This is a genomic window from Clostridia bacterium, from assembly GCA_035561135.1.
Taxonomy (GTDB): Bacteria; Acidobacteriota; Terriglobia; order Terriglobales; family Acidobacteriaceae; genus DATMYA01.
Window position 1 is genome coordinate 239854 of the sequence record DATMYA010000048.1, and the last position, 22412, is coordinate 262265.

A 22412-nucleotide genomic window follows, 5' to 3' on the forward strand; every position below is an offset into this window, starting at 1 on the left:
CCCTAGCGACGTTAGCCAAAAACTGGTCTGAGTTTAATCGGGATCGTTGCCGGCCAGCGATCCGCCCTCGTCGACACTCGGAGATGTAAGGCGCTCATCTACGCGGGCGCCGTCGGTTGAAAAGGAATGGTATTCGGGGCGTGTTCGGCGGGAGAGGAACTAGAGGTTCTCCGCTCGACGCTTGTATTGCGCCCGCAGCCTGGTCGGGAGAGACTCCGGCGAACACCATGATGTCGGCGGCCAGCATCTGCGCGGTTAGTTGTGCAGCGGCGAGGGTCGGTTTGGACCGAATGCCGCTGCTGCCAAGCCGGCGAGCGATGTCGAGCGCGCGGTCAGCCGCACCTTGGCGCATCTGAAGGTCTCCGAGGTTCTTCGCCAAACCGTCGACCACGTTAGACAGTTCGCGCACACTCGGCGCGAGCGTTCGGCGTTCAGGCGGCTTTACGGCAATGGCGGTACGCGCGAGCATCAGACAACTGCTGCCGACAAGATCGAGGTAATCGGCGCTCTCTTTTTCGCGCACGACCGGCGTCATCTGCGACCGCCAGACGATTGAATGACGGGCTACGCGGCTGCTGGCACGTCTCAGGCGAGTCAGTTCAACTAAGCGGTCGCGCAAATTGCGGACGCTGTTCAATGCACGTTCATCCGACTCGTAGTCGTCACGTTCGAGCGCACGGGCCGTTAGCTCAAGCCCGTGCGAAATGTCAGCCAACGCTGCCGACTCTGCGCGGCGCAGCAAGGCGATTGGCTCCGGAGAGAAGAGGAATTGGCTGAAGACGAGCGCGACACCGGCGCCGATGACAGCATCGAACAGCCGCTCCGTTCCAGCTTGATCGTTCGCGGATACCACAGTGAGGATGGCGCTGGCTGCCGCTTGACTGATAGTGACGCGTGCGCCCCCAAGAGCACGGGCAATCGCCATTGCGACGAAGGTGGACAGCGCCAGGGCGCCGTAACCGCCGCTGAGCACGACGACCGTGAGTTCTCCCACCAGAATTCCGACGCCCACGCCAAGCAACAACCGCATCGCATTCGAGCCGCGCTCGCCGAGTAAAGCATTGAGCGCGATAACCGCGGCAATGGGTGCGAAGAACGGCTCGTGATGATCGAAGACTCGCTTCGCAATCAACCACGCTGCGGTCGCAGCGATTGTCCTTTGCAGCAGCAGCCAAGCGTCAGCACTCACCATCGCCCATGCACGCGACACAATCGCAGCCATTCGCCCTCGCAGGCCGTCGCCGTCGTTGCTCTGGTGATTCGCGCTAGTCACATGAAATCCGCCATCAAGTGATTGCACGTCCCTTCGTTTCCGGCAACGCTTTCAGCACGAAGACGAACGCAAGCACGGCAAACGCTGAGTAGAGTCCATACACGAAGCCGAGTCCGATACCCGCAAGCAACGGGAATGTCCGGGTGACGGCCCAATTCGTGATCCAATTGGCCGCGGTGCAGACGGCGACGGCGACGGTACGCAGGTTCCCGGCGAACAGTTCGCCCAGCATCACCCACATCACAGGTCCCCAAGTGACGCCAAACGCGACGGAGAACACGTTGATGGCGATGAGCGCGGTAATGGCTGCACGGCGGGTCAAGACGATGTCGTCACCGCTGCCAGTTGCCGTGCAGAAGCACACTGCTAGCGTTCCCAACGCCATCGCCATCATCCCCGCTCCGCTGAGGAGCATCGCGCGGCGGCCAACCATATCGATGATCACAATCGCCACCATGGTTGAGGCGATGCTCACGAGCACGGTGATGATGCTGATGGTGAAGGACGCACCCGTGGAGAACCCGACCAACCGCCACAAAGCGTTCGAGTAGGTCTTGACGACGTTGATCCCGACGAGTTGCTGGAAGACGGCAAGCAAAATCCCCACCCAGACGAGTGCCTTGAGCCCGAACTTAGAGCCACGCAAATCTTTGAGCGTAGCGACCCTGCTCTCTTTCCCCAACTCCTCGCTAATCGACGCGATTTCCTCTTCCACCGTGACGCCGCCAATTCTGCTCAGTAGCGCCCGGGCATCGTTTTCGTGACCGTAGCGAATCAAGTCTTCCGGCGTTTGGGGCAGTAAACGTGAGATGAATACGTAGCCAGCCGCGAGCAGAGCGACTACGGCGAACATCCATCGCCACGCTGCCGCGCCGAAGAACAACGGCGCTGCCTCCGACCCAGCCCAGCGCGTCAGCCCGTAACCCGCAAGCAAGCCGAGCAGTTGTCCGATGACGATGGCGAACTGCCACAACGAGCCGAGCCGTCCGCGGATGGCTGGAGGCGAAATTTCGACGATGTAGGCAGGGACGACCGCGCTCGCCGAGCCGATGCCCAAGCCGACCATCAATCGAAAGAGACCAAGCAGCACCATTTGACTCGTCAACGAGAATGCCAACGCGCCAAGTGTAATCAGCGCGCCGGCGATGAACATGACGCGGTTGCGGCCAAACCGCGCCGCAACCGGGCCTGCGAACCACGCTCCTATGGCAGCGCCGATCAGGGAAATAGCCGCGACAAGACCGACCTGGGCGCTACTCAGTTCAAGCGTGGACCGAATGCCGGTAATAGCCGCATTCATGGTTGAGGTGTCGAAGCCGAAAAGAAATCCGCCGAGTGCGGCTCCGGAAGCAACCATCGTGACGTAGCGAGTGTCGATCGCTGAATTTGTCATAATCGCTACGCCTGCGTTGCAGAGGGAGGCCCGTCCGACCCGGCCGGATACTCTTGCATCGGAACCCGTCCATCGGCCCACGCTTGCAGCACGGGCGTCACGATCCGCCATGCTTGTTCTGCTTCGTCCCCTCTGATTGACAATGCGTTGTTGCCATTCAGAACGTCCATCAGCACGCGGCTGTAGGCGGGCAGTTCGGGCGCGGGCAGTTCCGCGTCCAGAATCATCGACGCGAAATGTGATGGCGGTCCGGTCTTGAGGCCCGTCAAATGCAGAGCAAAGCCGTATGGTCCGTCTAGCCCGATTCGCAGTTCGTTGGCAGTAAGTCTCGCTGAGGCGTCGTTGCCGAAGGGCAGGCGCGGGACGGGGCGAAACCTCAGCACGGCTTCCTTGCGTCGGTGCGAAAACGCCTTGCCTGTTCGCAGCACAAAGCGAGTCCCGGACCAGCGCCAACTGTCGAGTTCCAGAACGATCTCGGCGAAGGTTTCCGTTTCGCGCTGCCGGCTAACCCCTTTCTCCTCGACGTAAGCCGGAACAACGCGCCCGTCCGCCCCGCCGGTGTCACCCAAACGGCCGGCAGTATAGCGGGCGCGGTGAGATTTCAATACTGCGTCAGCCGAAGTCAGCGGGCGCACCGAGCGTAGCACGTCGAACCTGGCGTCGCGCAAATCATGCTCCTCAATGCTGATCGGAGGCTCCATTGCAATGATGCACAAAATTTGCAACAGATGATTCTGGATTACGTCCTTAAGTGCGCCCGCACGGTCGTAGTATGAAGCACGACCTTCAAGCGCCAGGGTTTCGTCCCAAAGAATGTCCACCTGTTCGATGTGGTTGCTGTTCCAAACCGGCTCAAGCACCCGGTTAGCGAGCCGCACTCCGAGTAAATTCTGCACCGTAGCCAGTCCCAAAGCGTGGTCGACGCGGAAGATCGCTTTCTCGCCCGCGATGCCAGCCACTCGCTTGAGCATTCTGTTCAGCGCAATTGCACTATCCAAGTCTTCGCCGAACGGCTTCTCCAGCACAATGCGGCTGCCCGAAGGCAATCCAACTAAGCCGAGCGCCTTCACCGCAAGTGGGAACAGGGCCGACGGCAGTGCGAGATAGGCCGCGGCCGGCTCAACTTCAGCATCGGGGACGTTTCGACCGGTGGCATCTGCGACGAGGGCCGCGACGGCGGCAGTATCGTTCAAATCAACTCTTCGATAGCGAAGGGAGCGCACAACCGCTTCGCGCGAAGCCGCCGCAACGTCCGTGGCTGTGTGTTCTTGAAGGCGCTCAGCGGCGTGCTGCCGAAATTGCTCACTATCCCAGTCTTCAACGGCGGCACCGATGACGCTAAAGCCTTGCGGTAATTTGCCCTCATCGTATAGCTCTGCGAGGGCTGGCAGCAGAAAACGACCAGCAAGGTCGCCTGTCGCACCGAATAGGATCAGTCGCTTTATCATGTTGCGTTACCAGGGATCCTCTTCAATCGTTTGCGCTCGCCAAGCTGTTCCGGTTAGTTCAAAAGATCGCACTTAAGGATCGTGCCTCGAACCATGAACTCTCGAACTTCTCCGATACACCTCAAGCCGTTCGCGGACCTTCGCCGTGATAAGTAACCGGATCAGTTATCTGTTCAGCTTTCATCGTTGCGGGTAAGAGGTAACGCTCAAATCCCACTCAGCGGATGTATTTCAAAAACATCGAAAAACAAGAAAGCGATTAGGATTTTTTGTATTGCGTGACAGAGTTGCAAGGGGTTCCCTCGCCTGTACCGGACTCCTGAATCACGGCTGTCAAGTCGCCGCGAATCGGCACGGTCGATGAACGTACTTTCTTGAGATGCAGGCAGTCACGGGCGGGAGGTTCTGGACGCCGTACGAGTTGGATGACAGCCGACAAAGCACTCCGCTTGGACCAGCCGTCGTTGTAATAGTTATGCTGAAGAGAGTTAGGAAGGCTGGCGGAGAGGGGGGGATTCGAACCCCCGATACAGCTTTTGACCGTATAACGGTTTAGCAAACCGCCGCCTTCAGCCACTCGGCCACCTCTCCGCGAGGTTCGTGCAGTGTGCGGCAATTCGCATTATATCGGATGCTGGGTCCGTGCGGGAATTTGGTTCGAAAAAATCGCGATATCTAGTCCTGCCCGCTTTCGCGACAGAGCGCACAAAACGAAAGCGCCTGCATGTTGCGCAGGCGCTAAGGTTCTCTCGTGTTGGAGTTGTGCTAGGCGGCCCACTTGTCGCGGTCGCGAGTGACAACATCGCCTGGTTTCCGTCGTCCTACGATCATGCGGTATATCGCCAGGAGCAAAACCGCGCCGACGATAGCGAGGGTGAAACTGCCGATACTCCAGTCGTTCACTCCAGTGCTGCCCCAGATCGCGCGTCCAATCCAACCGCCGACCACGGCACCCGCAATACCCAGAACCATGGTGACAATCCAGCCGCCCGGATCGCGTCCCGGCATCAAAAGTTTGGCTATGCCTCCGGCAATTATGCCGAAGATGATCCAGCCAATTATCGCTCCCATACATTCCCCCCCGGGGAGTTCAATCTCCCATCGCCAAGATTTGGCGTTATGGAGTTGGAGCATCTCGACTACAGCGAGGATGGCCACAAATCGAGAGCGGCGCACTCGCTAGGCCACTCATTTAAATACCCGCTAATCACAAGAACGTACCTGCTCTTATATGGCAGATCTCACGATTGGCACGAGGTGAGCGTGCGAGCTACTTGCGCGTCAGCACTGTTTGATGCGGGTCGAGAACGAGGCGGCGGGTACCAGGCGGTACAGCCACTCGCAGCTTTGTCTGGGAACCGTCAGCGAAGACGCGGGATGCAAAGACCTGGCGATTGTCGCCCAACACCGCATAGATTGGGACTGAAGTCACAAGCTCTTCAGGAGCGTTCTCCTGCTTCAATGTGAAGGTCGCGAACGCCGATCCCGTTTTCGATGAGATCTTCACGTCGTCAAGGCTGAGCCTGGGGATGGCCGAGCCGTTGATCCATCCGTCCATGAACCATTCCAGCGACTTCTTGCCCTCGAAGCGCAGAGAAGTTGGTAATTGCTCTTCGAAGATTGCCAGCACGCCGCGCGTGGTCATCTGCTTCCGGGCATAACGTTCGCGAATCGTGCGCAGCGCGCGCAGAAAAAGTTCGTCGCCGGAAACGCCTCGCGTCTGCGGCGAGGCGGCGACGGCGTCGCGCATCATGTAGCGCAACATATGGAAGAGCCACGTGCCGCGTCCGTAGCTGATCGTGATGTATCCATCGGGAAATTGCGATGACGACAGCCGAAGTCCGAGCGTGACCGGACCAGCCTCGTAATATTGCTTACCGTTCGGGCTTTTTGTCAGGAGTTCCTGCCTGTAGTACTCCATGGTTTTTGCGAAGTCCTGCGGGTGCTCACGTTCCAGGAGCATGAGCGCGCTGTAATTCGCGAGCGCCTCCACAAGCCACTGATCGCGATATCCGGCCCAGGAAACCGCGCCTCCCCACCACTGGTGTGCCGTCTCGTGGTCCTGCATCAGTTGCCCGTAGAGAATGCGGCCGTAATCATCGAGCTTGAGATTCGCCTTTTCCTCAGAAGTGAGAAACACCAGTCCGGAGAGGAAGATCAAAGTCGGCCAACCCTGGCTGGCGTTGCCGGGAAATTGCGTGAGCGAAAGCGAGCTATAAGGATACGGCCCAAACCACTCACTGAACTGCGTCACTGCACGCGCCGAGCGGTCGGCGACTCCCTGCCCCATGTACGCCGGATTCACCTCCAGCGAAGGCACCACAACCGCAGTTTCCATTTCGCCGCGTTGCGACCGCGGCACAACTACCACCTTTTGCTGACGTTTGAATCCGTACTCCATGCCGGCAGTAGCGTAGCTCTCGACGGCGACATTGCCGGCGCGCGAGCTTTTGCGCGTGTATTGTCCAAGATTGAAGCCGGCCAACGGAATCGGGACGTCCGACACCCAGCGGCCAACGAGCAGGTCGCCGCGCTTATCGAGAGAAACACGACGGCCGGTAGCGACCAGCGTCCACTCCGCAGGCCAGCGAAATTCGAGATCGAAGTTCGCCATTGCCATGCCACGGTTCGGATACCAGGTGCCACGTGCACCCACATAGAGAAGACCCGCGCCGGCTTGCGCCATCACATTGCCGCGATACTTGATCTCCACTTGTAAGGTCTGGCCGGGGTGCAATGCTTCGGGAAGAATAATGATGACGTAGTCGTTTCCCTGCCGCGCCAATTGGCTGCCTTCAATCGATTCGTTTTGCAGAAACTCGACCACGGCACCATCCACTTTTGCTTGTTTCACCTGGAGATATCGCGAGAGTTCCAGGTACAGCAGGCGCTGGCCGCCGTTCCTCACCTGCATTGTGAGCACGGCCTCCGCATCGATTTCCTGTGGAGGGATGAGTTCGGCCGCGATCTTGAAGTTGGAGATGCTCACCGCCGATGAGGACTTCCACGGATCGATGGGACGCGCAGCGGTCTTGCCCATACGGGCGTTGCGTGCCGGGAACGCCATCCAGAGGTCGAGAAAACTCGCGCGCCCAGGGAGATTCCAGACGGTGACCTGCTCGTCGGCCATAGTGTCATAGATAATGTCGAAAACGCCGAAGCGCTCTCCACCGATGCGCGCGTGCAGGTAGCGGTCGCGAGGCTCTGTGTTGCCGAAATCGCTGGTAAAGCTGCTCAGCAAACGGAGCGCGTCCATCTCGGAGAGCGACCGTGCTGGTTGGTCCCACTTCGCGATGAACTGCGCGGCATCTTCTGCGGGCTGCAGGTTGGCGCGTAGTTCCTGGTAGGTTTCGTCGTTGAATCGAAGATAGGCGTCCTTGAACTTCTCGTTGAGGACGCCTTCGCCGGTGAAAAGTCCTAGGGATCCGCGCTCGACGTGATCTGGCGGACGCAGCAATACTTCGCCTTCGCCTTCGAAGAATGCACCCGTGACGTGTCCATCTATGGAGCCGGTGAAGGCCAGCGTGCCATCGGTGAGGAAGATGTGCACGTCTTCGCGATCAAGCGCCAGTTCGCGCACGCGATATACCTGCGAAGCGTCGAGCGGCGCTTTCCGCAGTTCACCATAAAGCGTGAGCACCTGTCCTGAGCCTGTCCCCGGGGTGGCAGGCACGGTGGCGGGCGCTTGCAGGGCACGAGCAGGACTCAGCAAACTGAGTGCCAAAAGAGTGCTGGGCAGAACGCGATCCAGGAGAGCGGCGCAGCGGCACCAAGGTAACCAGACACGCAACGGGTTTGGGGACGAGTTCACTTTTGCCAGCCGTTCGTTACTGCTAGAATGCGCTGCCGTGCGCTTCCCTGTCATCGTTTTCCTGCTGCTCGCGAGTTCCTTTGCCCAGGCCGATACGATCGTCTTGAAGAATGGCAGGCGCATTCTTGTAGACACCGCGCGAGAGAAGAACGGCCGCATCGAATACGAGATCAGCGACGACACCTACGCAATCCCGAAAACGCTGGTCGAACGCATAGACGCCGGAGGCGCTCCGGCGTCAGGCTCCGCCACTTCTCCTCAAAAAGACAATCCCGAGTACACTCCTACCGAAACCCTGCAAGGCTCCGATGACCTGAGCCTTTCGCTCGTGCGCGACGGTCGGCTGGACACCGATGCCTTGGCCGCCATGGACCGCGCCGGTGATCCTAGAAATGCCGCAGCCGCTTACTTTATCGCAGCACGATATGAACAGGAACGAGGGAATCGCGAAAAGTCTCTGGGGTATCTTCAACGGGCCCTGACCTTCCTGCCCGACAATTCCACTCTCCTCGATCATTACGCTGCGCTCCTCGTGCAGATGGGCAGGGCTTCCGAAGCCGTGCCGCACGCGGAACGCGCCGTGCGCATCTCTCCCAACTCGGCGGACAGCCTTACAGTACTCGGATACGCATACTTCGGCGCGGATCGCACACGCGACGCCATCCGCATCTGGAAGCGGTCGCTCCTCGTTCGACCGGATGCCACCGTACAGAGCTACCTAAAAAAAGCGGAGCGCGAGGCCGCCGTCGAAGCCGAGTTCTCGCAGAATGACAGCGGACACTTCACTCTGAAGTACGAAGGAAAAACGGTTTCCGTGGAACTGGGCCAGGCGATCCTGCAAACCCTGGAGTCTCACTACGACGACATGGTACGCGAGCTTGGAGTGACGCCACGCGCCAACATCGGCGTCGTGCTTTACACCGAACAGGCTTTCTTCGACGTAACGCAGTCGCCGGGTTGGATCAGCGCGCTGAACGATGGCAAGATCAAGATTCCTATCGAGGGCGTCAGTTCCATGACGAGGGAACTCTCGCGCGTGCTACGGCACGAACTGGCACATTCGTTCATCACGCAAGTGAGCCGAGGACGCTGTCCGCAGTGGCTGCACGAAGGTATCGCTCAGTTGCTGGAACCGCGTTCCGTAGGCAGGTACGGCCGGCAATTGGCATCGCTGTACGCGAACAAACAACAAGTTCCGCTCAACCTTCTGGAAGGCTCCTTCATGCGCTTGAGCGGCGAGCAGGCGACGCTGGCGTACACAGAAGCTCTCCTCGCTACCGAGTACATCAACGACACATACGGCATGGGCGATCTTCGATTGATTCTCGAACGCATCGGCCAGGGCTCCTCAACGGAGTCTGCGCTGAGGACAACCGTCCACTCCGGCTACGACGGCCTGGAGTTGGAGATGGCGCGTTATCTCAAGGACAAGTACGGCCAGTAGGCCGGGGTTAATGAATATGGATTGTGTCGGCACTTCGCAGTTCTGAGTTTCAAAACCCATTCCATTGCAGTTCGAAGAGGAGGTACCGCCCGGATTAACGTCGACCACCGGCGTGAACTTGGGCCACCCGATTTTGCGGTACGGTGCTACTCACCCCGACCGCGCAGTTCAGCCTCAACCATCCGTTGATCGAATGCACCAGAGGTGCCTTGCCGTAGTTGCCTCAAGGCTTCTGTTTGCATGTTCGGAATGATTAGCTTCTGCCATCGCTGGACAAGGTCATCCTGCTTCGACAGCCAATGCAGGATGTTTCTTGCCCGCTGCGGCGAAACTGTGTGACGATCATCAATGTACAACTTCGAAAGTGCTTCCTGGCGTGTCCCCGAAGACGCCCAGAATTTAGCCGCTGCAATCGCTCCGTTTTGCTCGTGTGCCATGATCATGAAAACTGTCGCGAACTCATCCGCGACATCTTCATTGTCCCACGTCGGTAATCCCCATTGCTTCAGCAGCGTGTGGCCAAGTTCGTGGAAGAGGATGAAGGTGATCGCCGGTTCGAGCCGCTGGGCAGCCAAACTCTCCAGGAGTTCTTCGCACATCGTGATGTTCGGATCGGAGAATGCGTTCTCCATCCCGCAATGCCGGATGCTGATCGAGAAATCGGGAAAGACGAACGCCGAGCGTAGCACATTGTAGAAGGTTGCGAGCTGCTGTTCAGCCATTTGAAGCTCGGCAGGCTGGTAAGGCAATACTTCGTACGCGTAAACCTTCACGTTTCGCGGCATGAACCACGCGCGACCATTGTCGATGACGAGGTAATAAGTTCCGCTCTGCGGAACGCCGAAGGTGTACCGCCCTACACCGCGCACTTCACCGGAAGTGCCGGGAAAGTAGCGAAACTGTTGGTGCGCGAGAAACTGCCGCAGGTTGAACTCGTCCAGCAACCAGACGGCCGCCTTATTGTTCAGGCCGCCCTCGACCTTGAAATCGGCATAGACGATGCTTCCACGTTCCAATGTGAGGGCATACCACTTTGCCTGGCCGGCCGAAACTTGGATGACATCGCGCACAAGATTGCGTGACGGCTCGATGTACACACTGGGGGTGCTTTCTGCGAATGCGAGCACCGACACCAAGACAAGGAATCCTACCGTGTTCAGTAGGCCTCGGATCATAGACACCCTCCGATTCTTCGTGCGAATGCACACGGATTCTGCGCTAACCTGCCGGAGCTGGCAAGTTAATCGTTGGAATACCGGCGCTAGTTTTGATGATTTTGTAGGCAGTCTTTGAACGATGTTGTAGCGGTGTTTGAATGATCTTCTAGCAGTCTTACCGCGAGGCCGAAGACTCGCGGTAAGCACTGACACACTCGTAGAAAGCTACTTCTTCCCCGCCGCGCTCTTTGCCGGCTTAGCCATTCCGCTGCCAATGAGTTCGTTGGCAGTGACGAATACGGGACGGATGTCTGTCGGAATTGCCGTAAGGCTGTTCAGCGCCTTCTGGAAGTCTGGACGGAGAACGCCCAACTCTGCGAGCATCTTCTTCGAGCCTGCGTAGTCACCCTTAGCCTCCAGCATCAAGAGGTCGTGCGTGAGGTCGCGGACGGCGGGCTTGATCTTGTCGAAATCCACGGCGAACGTGCCATCCGGGCGAACCACGAAGCCGCCCTTGTCGATGAGATAGTTCACCTGCAACGCCATTCCCTTGCCGTGCGCTTCGTGCAATCCGAAACGCAGAGTGCGGAAGCAGGAGGCCAGGAACGTGGTGTAGAGCTTCCTTTCAGCGTCTGCTCCCGTGGGCAGTACCTTGTCCATGCCCATCTGCTGGGCGTGGTCCATCATGTATTGCAACGAGAACAGGCCGAGCGCGTCGGCCTTGGCTTCTTCCATCGCGCTATAGAGGTCTTTCAATTCCTCGCGCGTCGTGGTCTTCCGGCCATTGATGGTGATCTGGTGCGGGCCCAGTCCGTGCGACAACTCGTGCGCGAGAATGTGGGTGAAGAACAACTCAAAGCTGAGATCGTTCTGCTCATCCTTGCTCAACACCTGGCGCGAGATCGGCACCAGCGTCTTGTTGAACTTGGCTTCCTGCACGTTCTTCAGCATGACGCGCTTCGAGCCCTTCTGCTGCACGACGCGTTCATCGTTCGGCAGATTGTAAGCGGCAGTTTGCACGCCATGGTTGCCGTCGCCGCCGGCATAGACTTCATTCACGACACGGATGGGCGCCTGCGATCCAATCTTCGGATTGCGATACTGCTCGTCGATTGGCAGGTTGTTCTCAACTTCTTGTAGATGGTTGGAGAATGCCGCAAGCTTGCCGCTCTCCTTCTCATCGCGCAGGTTGACGTATGCCTCGTAGGAAGCCTTGTAGCCAAACATCTCGTCGTTGTAGGTTTCGTAGGGGCCGATGGTGATGTCGAGCGGCGCGTCGAGGTCCATCCACGCAACGTCGCTCTCGTAGTAGTCGTTCGACAAGAAGGCTGCAGCGCGAGTCGTGAGGAAGCGTTTCAGGCTGGCGTTGTCGGTGAGTTCCGCCGCATCGCGCAAAAGGTTGGCAGCGCGCTCCAAGTCGTGTTTGTAAGCGTCGCTGAAGGGAACGGTCTTGAGGCCGCCCATCTTCGCGGGACCGCCCAACTTGCGCACCGGCGCGGAACCCATTTCGTGTTCGGATTTGTCGGTCATCGGAGCGCGCCGAATGACCGTAAAGAAACTACGTGCCTGTTCCTGCTCACCTTCCGGCAGAGTCTTGATCCAGTTCTCGATCTCTTCCTTCGTCGCGCCTTCGGGATAGAAGTTTGCGCCGGGGAGTTTCTCGGGAGGCACGCCAGGCAGGAAGGCTTTCTGGCCGTCGAGCGCGGACCACGGTCCCTTGTTGATCCAGAAGTATTCCAGCCGCGCTTTGCCCAGTGGCGTCGTGTCTTTCTTCAGCTTCGAATACAACGCCTGGTTGCCGCTCCAAAATTGCGTAAGGAAGATGTCGTCGATTACGCTGGCGGCTTCAACGAGCTTGGCGAGCGCCTTCTTATCTCCGGGTGAGAGTGCGGAGGTATCGACCTTCATCTCTGTCGGGGCAAATCGCGCCATCATCTTTTGCAGTTGCTGCACGTTGGGAGCTCCGTCGGTAGTGGCCGCGGTTTTCGCTTTGGCTGGGGCAGTTTGCGCATAAGCGAGGAGAGACAGCATCAGGAAACCGACGACCAGAAAGGCGAATCTGTTTTTCATGAGAGTCCTCGGCCGGCAAGACCTTTGGCCGCGCGCCATGCTGCCCGGTGCGGGGCCTCCCAGGAAGGGGTCCCCGGCATGGTTGGACGGACGGCCCACCGGAACTCGCCATTTTAGCAGCCCGCAGCGGCCGGTCATGCTTTGTGCCTGTCCGGCTTTTGGGAGACCGCGTGTCGAGAAGCTGCCTGCAATGTAAAATAGGAGATACGCACACGACCCAAGTAGCCATGTGTCCGTACCAGATATTCGGCGCAACGGACGAGGCGGCAGGATTTCCCATGAGAAAACTCGTTTTCGTGCTTCTAGCCATCTTCGCATTTGCTATCCCCACGTTTTCACAGGAAGACACCGTGGTGGAAGAGATTATTGCGCGTATCAATAACGCCATCGTTACGCGTGCCGACCTGCGCCGCAGCCGCGAACAGACTCTCCAGGAACTACGCCAGCAGAACCCAAACGTCACCCAGGCGGAAATTGCCGAACGCGAGAAGGTGCTGCTGCGCGATCTAATCGACCAGCAACTGCTCGTGCAGAAGGGTCAGGATCTCGGGATCACGGCTGACACCGAGACGATCAAGAGGCTGGACGAAATCCGCAAGCAGATGAACGCCGGGTCGATGGAAGAACTGGAAAAACTGGCCGAGCAGCAGGGCATCCAGTTCGAAGATTTCAAGCAGAACATGCGCAACTCGATCATCACGCAGCAGGTGATCGGACGCGAAGTGGGCTCGCACATCCAGGTCACGGCCGATGAGATCAAGAAATTCTACGAAGAACATAAGGCTGAGATGGAGCAGCCCGAACTCGTTCGCTTGAGCGAGATACTGGTAGCTGCCGTCCCCACTCCGCCACCGAGCGGGGATAAATCGAACGAGCAGCCTAAGCTCGTCGAGGCCACTCCGGAACAACTGGCGCAAGCAGAAGCAAAAGCACAGGAGCTTCTGAAGAAGATTAAAGATGGAGCGAAGTTCGAGGACGTAGCCAAGCAGAGTTCGAATGGCCCGACCGCCGAGCAGGGTGGCGAACTCGGCGAATTCAAGCGCGGCGTGCTGTCGAAGGAGCTAGAGGACAAGGCGTTCTCGATGAAGACGGGCGAGATGACCGACGTCATCCGCACAAAGCAGGGCTTCATCATCATGAAAGTAACGCAACACACGCAGCCTGGCGTGCCTACGATGGCGCAAGCGGAGTCGCGGATTCAGGACGCAATCTACATGCAGAAGATGCAGCCTGCGCTGCGCGAGTATCTCACGAAGCTGCGTGAAGAAGCCTACATCGACGTGAAACCCGGATACATCGATGAGGGTGCCAGCCCGAACCAGACCAAGCCCGAAGTGGCTTCATCCACCCCCAGCCCAGCCACGCAGGAAAAGGCAAAACGCAAGAAACACTTCCTGATCTTCTAAAACAGGCTCAACGCATTCGACACGGCGGCCCTTTGGGGTCGCCTTTCTTTTGTCCCGGCTCCCTGTTCTGTCCGCTCCACGCCACAGGCGCTGTTTTTACTTAAGCAGCGAGCGAGCATATAGGGGTACCATGAAATCTGTTCAGGCGCGGCAGGCGCGCCCTCGATAGGAACCCATGAAAGACTTCTACGTACGCGACGCCGTGCAATTCGAGAACAAAACAGTCGTGGCCAGCTTTGTGGTCGCGGCCAAGCAGATCAAGTCGAAGAAGAACGGCGAACCCTACCTTGCGCTCACTCTCGTTGACCGCAGCGGCCAGATCGAAGCCAAGATGTGGGACAACGTCACCGAAGTGCTCGACGCCTTCGAGCAGGACGACATCGTCAAGATCAAGGGACTGATTAACAAGTACAACAATCGTTGGCAACTCACCATCCACAAAGTGAGAACGATGGACGATCATGAGATTGATTTTGCCGACTACCTGCCGAAGACAACGAAGGACGTGGACGAGCTCTGGAACACGCTGGCCGCATTCGTTGCGAGTATGCAGGACGCGCATCTGAAAGCCTTGCTCGAAGCTTTCATGGCCGACCCGGCGATCGCGACGGCCTACAAGAATGCTCCGGCTGCGAAGACCCTGCATCACGCTTTCATCGGCGGGTTGCTGGATCACGTGGTCTCGTTGTTTACCAGCTGCGACCTCGTTTCGCGCAACTACGCCCAGGTGAACCGTGATCTGCTGCTGACCGGCGCTTTTCTGCACGACATCGGCAAGATTCACGAACTGGCGTACGCGCGGTCCATCTCCTACACGACCTCGGGGCAATTGCTCGGGCACATGATCATCGAGCTCGAGATGTTGCATGACAAGATCGCGCTCGTCCCAGGCTTCCCGGACAATCTGAAGATTCTGATCGAACACCTCATCATCAGCCACCACGGCCAGTACGAGTTCGGCTCACCGAAGTTACCAATGTTCCCGGAAGCGCTGATGCTGCACTATCTCGACGATCTGGACTCAAAGATGGAGAGCATGCGAGCGCACTTCGAACGCGAGGCGGATCTTGAGTCTCCATGGACCGGCTACAACGCTTCACTCGGGCGGCCTCTACTGAATACGCAGAAATTTCTACAGAAGACACCCGCTCCCAAGCAGGCCGCTGCCGCTGCCTGCAGTGATGGTGGCGACGCCTTCTGATACACACCTGGTAGAAGTGTGAGACGACGCCTCGGCAGAGGCGTCATTCTTTGCTACGCTCAATCATGCTGGATTTCGAGCAGTTCCGCGTTCTCACCTTCGACTGCTACGGCACGCTCATCGATTGGGAGACGGGCATCCTTAGTAGCCTTCGCCCCATTCTCGCCGCACACAACGTCCACGCCACCGATGACGCGCTGCTCGAAATCTACGGCGAACTGGAAGCTCAAATAGAAGCGGGCACGTATCGCTCTTACCAGCAGGTGATGCGCGAGGTAGTTGCTGGAATCGGAATGCGATTGAACTTTGTCCCCACAATTCAGGAAATGGATCGGCTACCCGACTCGGTGAAGGACTGGCAGCCCTTTCCAGATACGCCACAGTCGCTCCAAAGGCTGAAGAGGCGATACAAACTCGCAATAATCTCGAACATCGACAACAGCCTGTTCGCCGCATCGGCCCGCCAGCTAGGCGTGGAATTCGATTGGGTGATCACGGCGGAGGAGGCGCGCAGCTACAAGCCCTCGACCAATAATTTCAGGATCGCGTTGCAGAAGATCGGGCATCCTGCCGAGCAGATTCTCCATGTTGCACAAAGCTTGTATCACGACGTGGTTCCGGCGAAGGCGATTGGACTCAAGACGGTCTGGATTAATCGGCGCGCTGGTAAGTCTGGATTCGGAGCTACGCCTCCGGCGCACGCGCTGCCCGATATAGAAGTGCCTGATCTAAAGGCACTGGCGACGTTCGCAGGGTAGGAACAGCACAAACCTCAATCGCGGATTACTGCGTCTGCATGGGGCCGGGGCCTGACCGCCCCTGGCCAGGAGTGGTTGGCTCGACGCTGCCGCGGATATAGGCTTCGCAGGACCGTCGCAACTGCTGGTCGAGGCTATCGCTGATGTGGATCATGTCCGAGATTACGTAGCTGATTTCGAGCGCCAGCAGGTTTTGCTGCAAAGTGCGGTAGATCGCGCAACGCAATATCCGTACTTCCAGCAACATCATCGGAATCGTATAGCCTTGCGCGCGTCTCGCAAGTCCGTGTTGCTCGGCTGCCGATATTGCCGTCTGGCTCACTGCGCCAGGATGCGAATCCAACATGGCAGCCAGTTCTTCGACGACCGCCGGCAGGTGATCTAATCTTTCCGCCTCGCTCAATTGGGCGGAGGCTAACTCCACCGATTGAAGGCATGCGTCCAGCCAGAGATCAAAGATGCCCTGCCTATTCTCACGCACTATGCTGCTCACCCTCTTGACTGGCAGATGATGAGACGGCGTGTGGTTCTTCAGCTTCTCCTCGATGACGTTCAGCAGTTGAGGCACGTTCGCAGGCTTCACAACATAGTCGTCCACCTGGTTACGGATAGCTTCCAGTGCGGTTTCAAATGCCGGGTACCCAGTGAGGATGATGGTGACAGCGTGTGGTTGTGTGCGCCGCATCGCGCTTACAACAGTGAAACCATCGCCCGGTTGACCGATGTTCAGGTCCGCGATGAGAACATCAAACTTCTCAGCGTGCATGGTGGCCAGCGCCTCGGCGACGGTCGCTCTGGCCGTAACGTCGAACCCGTGCATCTTCAAGATCGCCGGCAAGGTCAGCCGGATGTTCGGCTCATCATCGACGAAGAGTACTCGCATTAGTCCCACGGGAACTTTCCTGCGCCCTTCAGACCCGAGACACCAACACAACTCATTGGTTCACCGGAATTTTGATGATTTTTTTCTGGATGGCATATGTAACAAGCTGCGCCTTATTGTGGATGTCGAGTTTGCGCATCAGGTTGAACTTGTGCGCTTCGACGGTTTTGACGCTTAGGCCGAGCATCACGGCGATCTCTTTCACAGAATTGCCTTCCGCCAGCAACTTCAGTATCTCTCGCTCGCGCGGCGTGAGGGTTGAGATGCGAGGACGCATCTTTGCGTCACGCACACGCGCTCGAAAATCTTCCACCAGCTTCCCCAAAACCTGGGAGCTGAGATACTTGCCCCCCTTGTATACGTCGCGAACGGCGGTGAGCAACTGCGCGGCAGGCGTGTCCTTCAGAACGTATCCGGAGGCGCCAACCTCCAAACACTGCACCAGGTAATCCTCGTCCTCATACATGGTGAGAAACAGGACCTTGGTTTCGACTCGATTCTTGCGAATATGACGCGCGGCTTCAAACGAAGAAAGGCCGGGCATGCCTATATCCATCAGGACTACGTCGGGGCGCAGTTCACGGGCCTTCTCCACGGCATCCCCGCCGTCCGGCGACTCGCCAACCACTTCGAAATCACTTTCAGTTTCAAGAAGGCGGCGAACACCCTGGCGAAACAACGTGTGGTCATCTACCAAAAGACATTTGATTTTCGGCATCTATGCTCCACTTATTAATCGGTTGTGCCCGTACCAACCAGAGGCATCGCGCCCGCATGGCCGATGGGCATGGCAGTTCCTTTTGGTAATTCCTGCAGGTTTCCGTGCTGCGGGATGGGCACAGAAATGGCAATGCGCGTTCCCTGGTTTTTCCGCGATGTCACGCGCATGGTCCCGCCAAGCGTGCAGATTCTTTCTCTCATTCCCGCGAGTCCAAAACTGCGGCGTCCGGGGTTCTGCACAGGGTTGATGCCAACGCCGTCGTCCTCTATGACCAGGCGCACTGCGCCTTCTTCGCGCGCCATCTGGATGTTCACCGACTTTGCCTCCGCGTGCTTGGCGACATTGTGAAGCGCTTCCTGCACTGCGCGGTAGATTGCGATCTCGATCTCGGGAGCAAGGCGTCCAATATCTTCCGAAACGCTGACACGTGCCTTCACCCCGGTGCCCTTCGCCAAGTCCTTGGCTTCTTTACGGATGGCCGCGATCATTCCCAATTCCTGCAGGACGAGCGGCGAGAGACGGCCGATGATGCGCCGGATCCCTTCAATCGTGCGATCTACAACATCGAGCGTTTCGTGGATCTTCGCTCGTGCCGTGCGCGTGCCGACGTTCTTCTCCAACATGCCCAGGTACAGGCGGATTACCATCAGAGCCTGTCCCGTCTCATCGTGCAGCTCGCGGCTGATACGCTTGCGTTCTTCCTCCTGCGCCCTCAGCAGGTATCCGGAAAGCTCCGCAATACGCATCTCGCGTTCTCGTAACGCGTCGGTCATGCCTGCCCGGTCGATCGCCAGCGCGGAACGGTCGGCAATGGCGCGCAACAGTTCTCGCTCTCGCGGAAGCCAGTCGTACAGCTTTCCAAAACCGATCAGGACCACTCCGATAACCTGGTCGCCATTTTTTAGCGGCACGCCCCAGAGCGACCGCGCCACGGGTCTCAAGTACGGGTTCAGCACCCCATGCGATTGCGTCAAATCCGCCAGTATGGCGGGTTCGCCAGATGCCGCGATCTGCCCTGAGAATCCCTGCCCCATCGCGATGCTCAGGTCCGCGTCGAGTGCCGTCTCCAAACCCACAACTTGTTTAACGTGCAGTTGGTTGGTTTCTTGATCGAGAAGAAGCACTATTCCCGCAGTCGCGCCGAAGATTTTGGTCGTGATCTGCAACACGCGCTCAAGCAGGGCGGAAAGGTTGCGCGCCGACAGTTCGGCATCCAGCACGGCAAGCAGCGCGTCGGAAGCAGCTTTTTGCGTATCGAAATACGCGCCTGAGATTGCCACGAAACTTGCGGAAGATAACATTTCCAGCGCAGCCATCACCTCAAAGCGGCGTTCGCCGAAAAGCCGATGTACATAAAGCGCACACAATTCCAGGTACAACTCAAGCGAGCGCGCGACTGCTCGCGTATCCACTTGCAGTTTGGCCAGCCTCGTTCCGTGGTAATCCAGGTTTTCCGAGAATGCCGCGAAGTCGGAATGGCCAAAAAGCGCGAATCCGGTTCCGAGATTCAGGCGTTCCAAAGCGGTCATGGCACGGCCATCAAACTGGAACTCTTCGAACATCCTCTTGCGCCATGCAGCGGTAATATCCGCGAAATGCGGTTGCAGTGCCCCTGCAACTTCCAGGATCAGAGCGCGCACGCTCTCCTTGATTGGCAGCAGGGCGGACATCATGGACTCCTTAGATGCGGGAGACGTTACTAAGGCGAGATTTAGGGGAGACCGACAGTACTTACTGATTACCCCAACTACCTAAGTTATTGGATATTCTACTAGGTTTTCACCTGAGAATCCAGTAAACGCGAGCACAAAAGTTTACTACTTCGCAATTATCTAATGCGCCACGAGGATCAGCCCGTAAGGCCCCATATCGCGCGCCATCGACTACAATCCACCTATGCTGAAGTTCTCAACCGCCGGCGAATCACATGGTGAAGCGCTGGTCTCATTGATCTCCGGTTTGCCTGCCGGACTCAAGGTTAGCCAAGAATGGATGAACCGCGAATTGTGGCGGCGACAGCAAGGATATGGACGCGGCGGCAGGATGCGCATCGAGCGCGACCACGCGCGCCTGCTGTCGGGCGTTCGCAACGGGATGACCATCGGCTCACCAATCGCCCTGATGATCGAAAACAGCGATTGGAAGAATTGGCAGGACTCGCTGCCCGTCGAGCAAGGCGATCCCACCAAGCACAAGCGCGTGGCATCGCCTCGTCCGGGACACGCCGATTTGGCCGGCGCTCTTAAGTACAACTTTCCAGAGGCGAGATACGTGCTCGAGCGCGCATCCGCACGTGAATCCACCGCGCGAGTGGCTGGCGGCGTGATCGCCAAGATGTTCCTGAACGAGCTCGGCATAGAAGTTTTAAGCCACGTTTTACAGGTCGGCTCCGCACGGACAAGTTCGGAAGTGCAATGGGAGCAGTTGCGCGACCTTGCCAAACGCGACGAAGTCCTCCTGAACTGCGTCGACGCAGAAGCCGAATCACGCATGAAGGAGCAGGTGGACCTTGCTCTGCGCACTGGAGACTCCGTTGGTGGCGTATTTGAAGTCGTAGCGCACAACGTGCCGCCTGGGTTCGGCACGTATGTAAACTGGGACGAGCGCCTTGACGCACTTCTTGCGAGCGCCGTGATGTCGGTGCAGGCGGTCAAGGCGGTCGAAATCGGAGACGGTGTCACGGCAGCCACTTCCCTCGGTTCGTGCGTGCATGATGAAATAGGATATGAGCGGAACCCCGCCGACTCGGCGTTTACAAACTTCACGCGGGGATCGAATCACGCCGGCGGTATCGAAGGCGGAGTTTCAAACGGGAGCGACATCATCGTTCGCGGCTATCTGAAACCGATTTCGACGTTGCGGCGTCCCCTGGCGTCCGTGGACTTCGAGACTCGCGAGCCGGTGAAGGCCGCTTATGAACGTTCTGATGTATGCGTCGTCCCCGCCGCGGGCGTTGTGGGTGAATCGATGGTCGCGCTGACATTGGCGCGGTGTGCTTTGGAAAAATTTGGCGGCGACTCCATGCTGGAGACGAAAAGGAATTTTGAAGGCTACCGCCAGCAATTGCGAAACTACTGAATGATCTATCCAATCGTTAAGTTCGGCGACCCGGTGCTGGAGACTCCAGCCAAGCCGGTTACTGGTTTCGATGGCGATTTCAAGAAGCTCGTCGAAGACATGTTCGAGTCGATGTACGAGGCGCACGGCGTAGGTCTCGCGGCGCCGCAGATCGGCCTCGCACTACGTTTGGCCGTCATCGACATCAGCTTCAAGGAAGATCCAGAAGCCAAGCTGGTTCTGGCCAACCCTGAAATCATCCATACCGAAGGCCGCGTCACCTCGGCGGAAGGCTGCCTGAGCCTCCCGGACTTTCGCGAGAATGTGACGCGCCCGCGTAGCGTCACCGTGCGCGCGCAGGACATCAACGGCCAGTGGTTCGAGAAGACCGGGGAAGAACTGCTCGCCCGCGCTCTCCTGCATGAGACCGATCACCTCAACGGCAGGCTCTACATAACCCACATCAGCGCACTCAAACGCGACCTGATGAAACGCAAGATCAGGAAGCTCCAGAAGCTCGGCGAGTGGTAGAGCAACCACTCGGCTCGCATGCACGGAAGCAGTCGCGCGAGCCCCCTGTACAATTGAGTCCGCAATGCGACTCGTGTTTTGCGGAACGCCACAATTCGCCGCCCCTACGCTGGAAGCGCTAGTCCGCGCCGGTCACGATGTTTCGCTCGTCGTCACTCAGCCCGACCGTCCGAAGGGGCGCGGCATGGAGGTTGCCTTCTCGCCAGTGAAGCGGAAGGCCCTCGAGCTTGCGTTGCCGGTTCTGCAACCGGCCAAAATCAAGAGTAATCATGAGTTCCGCGCCCAGCTCGAAGAACTCAATCCCGATGCCATCATCGTCGTCGGCTACGGACGGATCATTCCGCAGTGGATGATTGATTTTCCTGCTCTCGGCAACCTGAACCTGCACGCATCGCTGTTGCCGAAGTACCGTGGTGCAGCGCCGATTCAGTGGGCGATCGCACGTGGTGAAACCGTCACGGGCAACACCACCATGCGCATTGACGCCGGACTCGACACGGGAGACATTCTGCTGCAACGCGAGCTTGCGATTGAACCCGGCGACACCTCTGTGACGCTTGCGCCGCGATTGGCCGCCATGGGAGCCGAACTCATGGTAGAGACGCTGCGCGGCCTCGCCGCTGGGGAAGTTACTTCTCGCCCGCAGGATCACGCCCGAGCGACTCTGGCTCCGATTCTGACGAAGGAGGACGGCGCTGTTGATTTCAAGCAGACGGCAACTGAGATCGTAAACCGCTGGCGGGGATTCCAACCATGGCCCGGCGCTTACACAAACTTCCGCGGCAAAAAGCTGAACCTGCTTTCGGTGAAGGCCTTCCCAGGCGACAGTGCCCTGCTCGCGCCGGGAGAAATCGCAATCCACTGCGACACACTTATCGCCGGATGCGGCGAATCGACTGTCCTCGAAATTCAAGAACTGCAGATCGAAGGCAAGAAGCGTGCCGCGGCGCGCGACTTCATCAACGGCTATCGCCCGCAACCGGGCGAACGACTTGGCCCCGCACCGAGCAACTCCTGATGCCAGTTTCGCCAGCGCGCGCTATTGCATTCGATATCCTCCTCAGAGTGCAGGAGCGCGAATCCTACGCCTCCGAGATGCTCCACTCCGACCGGTTGCGCGAGTTGAGCCCCGCCGATCGCGGCCTTTGCACCGAACTCGTAATGGGCACTTTGCGCTGGCAGTCGGCACTCGACGCCGGCATCGCAAAGCACTCATCGCAAAAAGTGAACCGCCTGGACCCTGAGGTTCTTATCGCGCT

General features: G+C 58.3%; 18 protein-coding genes and 1 tRNA gene. 8 read left to right on the forward strand and 11 right to left on the reverse strand.

Going from position 1 to position 22412, the window contains the following annotated elements; all coding sequences use genetic code 11:
- Positions 1–94: 94 nt before the first annotated feature.
- The 6 genes from VN622_10285 to VN622_10310 all read right to left on the reverse strand — a co-directional run bounded on the left by VN622_10285 (position 95) and on the right by VN622_10310 (position 7838).
- A complete protein-coding gene (locus tag VN622_10285; protein HWR36245.1) occupies positions 95–1222 on the reverse strand; it encodes an FUSC family protein in 1128 nt (375 codons plus the stop codon).
- A 64-nt stretch (positions 1223–1286) separates the two neighbouring features.
- A complete protein-coding gene (locus VN622_10290; GenBank protein HWR36246.1) occupies positions 1287–2666 on the reverse strand; it encodes a sugar porter family MFS transporter in 1380 nt (459 codons plus the stop codon).
- A gap of 5 nt (positions 2667–2671) precedes the next feature.
- Positions 2672–4114, reverse strand: coding sequence for a glucose-6-phosphate dehydrogenase (locus VN622_10295; protein ID HWR36247.1), 1443 nt, complete (start codon positions 4112–4114; stop codon positions 2672–2674).
- Positions 4115–4612: 498 nt separating this feature from the next.
- Positions 4613–4705, reverse strand: a tRNA-Ser gene (locus VN622_10300).
- A 174-nt stretch (positions 4706–4879) separates the two neighbouring features.
- Positions 4880–5185, reverse strand: a complete 306-nt coding sequence (locus VN622_10305; GenBank protein ID HWR36248.1) for a GlsB/YeaQ/YmgE family stress response membrane protein — start codon at positions 5183–5185, stop codon at positions 4880–4882.
- 199 nt (positions 5186–5384) lie between these two features.
- Positions 5385–7838, reverse strand: a complete 2454-nt coding sequence (locus tag VN622_10310; GenBank protein HWR36249.1) for a M1 family aminopeptidase — start codon at positions 7836–7838, stop codon at positions 5385–5387.
- A 124-nt stretch (positions 7839–7962) separates the two neighbouring features.
- Between VN622_10310 and VN622_10315 the strand changes: the two genes are divergently transcribed.
- A complete protein-coding gene (locus VN622_10315) occupies positions 7963–9369 on the forward strand; it encodes a hypothetical protein (protein HWR36250.1) in 1407 nt (468 codons plus the stop codon).
- Between the two features lie 146 nt (positions 9370–9515).
- On the opposite strand, the gene VN622_10320 is transcribed toward VN622_10315, so the two are convergent.
- Both VN622_10320 and VN622_10325 read right to left on the reverse strand, forming a co-directional pair.
- Positions 9516–10544 (reverse strand): DUF4344 domain-containing metallopeptidase, encoded by a 1029-nt coding sequence (locus VN622_10320; protein ID HWR36251.1) that lies wholly within the window; start codon positions 10542–10544, stop codon positions 9516–9518.
- Between the two features lie 207 nt (positions 10545–10751).
- A complete protein-coding gene (locus VN622_10325) occupies positions 10752–12596 on the reverse strand; it encodes a hypothetical protein (protein ID HWR36252.1) in 1845 nt (614 codons plus the stop codon).
- Positions 12597–12874: 278 nt separating this feature from the next.
- On the opposite strand from VN622_10325, the gene VN622_10330 reads away from it, so the two are divergent.
- The 3 genes from VN622_10330 (at position 12875) to VN622_10340 (ending at position 15961) form a co-directional block, all read left to right on the forward strand.
- Positions 12875–14002 (forward strand): peptidylprolyl isomerase, encoded by a 1128-nt coding sequence (locus VN622_10330; GenBank protein ID HWR36253.1) that lies wholly within the window; start codon positions 12875–12877, stop codon positions 14000–14002.
- A 175-nt stretch (positions 14003–14177) separates the two neighbouring features.
- A complete protein-coding gene (locus tag VN622_10335) occupies positions 14178–15203 on the forward strand; it encodes an OB-fold nucleic acid binding domain-containing protein (protein HWR36254.1) in 1026 nt (341 codons plus the stop codon).
- A 50-nt stretch (positions 15204–15253) separates the two neighbouring features.
- On the forward strand, positions 15254–15961 hold the full coding sequence (locus tag VN622_10340) for a haloacid dehalogenase type II (GenBank protein HWR36255.1): 708 nt from the start codon (positions 15254–15256) through the stop codon (positions 15959–15961).
- Between the two features lie 25 nt (positions 15962–15986).
- Here VN622_10340 and VN622_10345 read toward each other — a convergent pair whose 3' ends face one another.
- Genes VN622_10345 through VN622_10355 form a run of 3 tightly spaced genes read right to left on the reverse strand, consistent with a single transcriptional unit; the run spans position 15987 to position 19238 of the window.
- Positions 15987–16844 carry a response regulator gene (locus VN622_10345; protein ID HWR36256.1) on the reverse strand — a complete coding sequence of 286 codons (858 nt, stop codon included), beginning with the start codon at positions 16842–16844 and terminating at the stop codon, positions 15987–15989.
- Between the two features lie 52 nt (positions 16845–16896).
- Complete coding sequence (locus tag VN622_10350; protein HWR36257.1) at positions 16897–17562, reverse strand: response regulator transcription factor; 666 nt, start codon at positions 17560–17562, stop codon at positions 16897–16899.
- A 14-nt stretch (positions 17563–17576) separates the two neighbouring features.
- Positions 17577–19238 carry a GAF domain-containing sensor histidine kinase gene (locus tag VN622_10355; GenBank protein HWR36258.1) on the reverse strand — a complete coding sequence of 554 codons (1662 nt, stop codon included), beginning with the start codon at positions 19236–19238 and terminating at the stop codon, positions 17577–17579.
- Between the two features lie 223 nt (positions 19239–19461).
- Between VN622_10355 and aroC the strand changes: the two genes are divergently transcribed.
- The 4 genes from aroC to VN622_10375 form a co-directional block, all read left to right on the forward strand.
- On the forward strand, positions 19462–20643 hold the full coding sequence (gene aroC / locus VN622_10360) for a chorismate synthase (protein ID HWR36259.1): 1182 nt from the start codon (positions 19462–19464) through the stop codon (positions 20641–20643).
- The gene (def, locus tag VN622_10365; protein HWR36260.1) at positions 20644–21153 is read left to right on the forward strand and encodes a peptide deformylase; all 510 of its coding nucleotides are present in this window, start codon (positions 20644–20646) and stop codon (positions 21151–21153) included.
- A 64-nt stretch (positions 21154–21217) separates the two neighbouring features.
- On the forward strand, positions 21218–22171 hold the full coding sequence (fmt, locus tag VN622_10370) for a methionyl-tRNA formyltransferase (GenBank protein HWR36261.1): 954 nt from the start codon (positions 21218–21220) through the stop codon (positions 22169–22171).
- Positions 22171–22412, forward strand: a 242-nt coding sequence (locus tag VN622_10375) for a transcription antitermination factor NusB (protein ID HWR36262.1), incomplete at its 3' end; no start/stop codon positions are given. The genes fmt and VN622_10375, both read left to right, overlap by 1 nt.

What these genes read in the sequence shown, in the direction of transcription:
- VN622_10285 (HWR36245.1), bottom strand. Translation starts at nt 1,222, where the DNA reads ATGGCTGCGATTGTGTCGCGTGCATGGGCGATGGTGAGTGCTGACGCT.
- VN622_10290 (HWR36246.1), bottom strand. Translation starts at nt 2,666, where the DNA reads ATGACAAATTCAGCGATCGACACTCGCTACGTCACGATGGTTGCTTCC.
- VN622_10295 (HWR36247.1), bottom strand. Translation starts at nt 4,114, where the DNA reads ATGATAAAGCGACTGATCCTATTCGGTGCGACAGGCGACCTTGCTGGT.
- VN622_10305 (HWR36248.1), bottom strand. Translation starts at nt 5,185, where the DNA reads ATGGGAGCGATAATTGGCTGGATCATCTTCGGCATAATTGCCGGAGGC.
- VN622_10320 (HWR36251.1), bottom strand. Translation starts at nt 10,544, where the DNA reads ATGATCCGAGGCCTACTGAACACGGTAGGATTCCTTGTCTTGGTGTCG.
- VN622_10325 (HWR36252.1), bottom strand. Translation starts at nt 12,596, where the DNA reads ATGAAAAACAGATTCGCCTTTCTGGTCGTCGGTTTCCTGATGCTGTCT.
- VN622_10330 (HWR36253.1), top strand. Translation starts at nt 12,875, where the DNA reads ATGAGAAAACTCGTTTTCGTGCTTCTAGCCATCTTCGCATTTGCTATC.
- VN622_10335 (HWR36254.1), top strand. Translation starts at nt 14,178, where the DNA reads ATGAAAGACTTCTACGTACGCGACGCCGTGCAATTCGAGAACAAAACA.
- VN622_10345 (HWR36256.1), bottom strand. Translation starts at nt 16,844, where the DNA reads ATGCGAGTACTCTTCGTCGATGATGAGCCGAACATCCGGCTGACCTTG.
- VN622_10350 (HWR36257.1), bottom strand. Translation starts at nt 17,562, where the DNA reads ATGCCGAAAATCAAATGTCTTTTGGTAGATGACCACACGTTGTTTCGC.
- VN622_10355 (HWR36258.1), bottom strand. Translation starts at nt 19,238, where the DNA reads ATGATGTCCGCCCTGCTGCCAATCAAGGAGAGCGTGCGCGCTCTGATC.
- aroC (HWR36259.1), top strand. Translation starts at nt 19,462, where the DNA reads ATGCTGAAGTTCTCAACCGCCGGCGAATCACATGGTGAAGCGCTGGTC.
- def (HWR36260.1), top strand. Translation starts at nt 20,644, where the DNA reads ATGATCTATCCAATCGTTAAGTTCGGCGACCCGGTGCTGGAGACTCCA.
- fmt (HWR36261.1), top strand. Translation starts at nt 21,218, where the DNA reads ATGCGACTCGTGTTTTGCGGAACGCCACAATTCGCCGCCCCTACGCTG.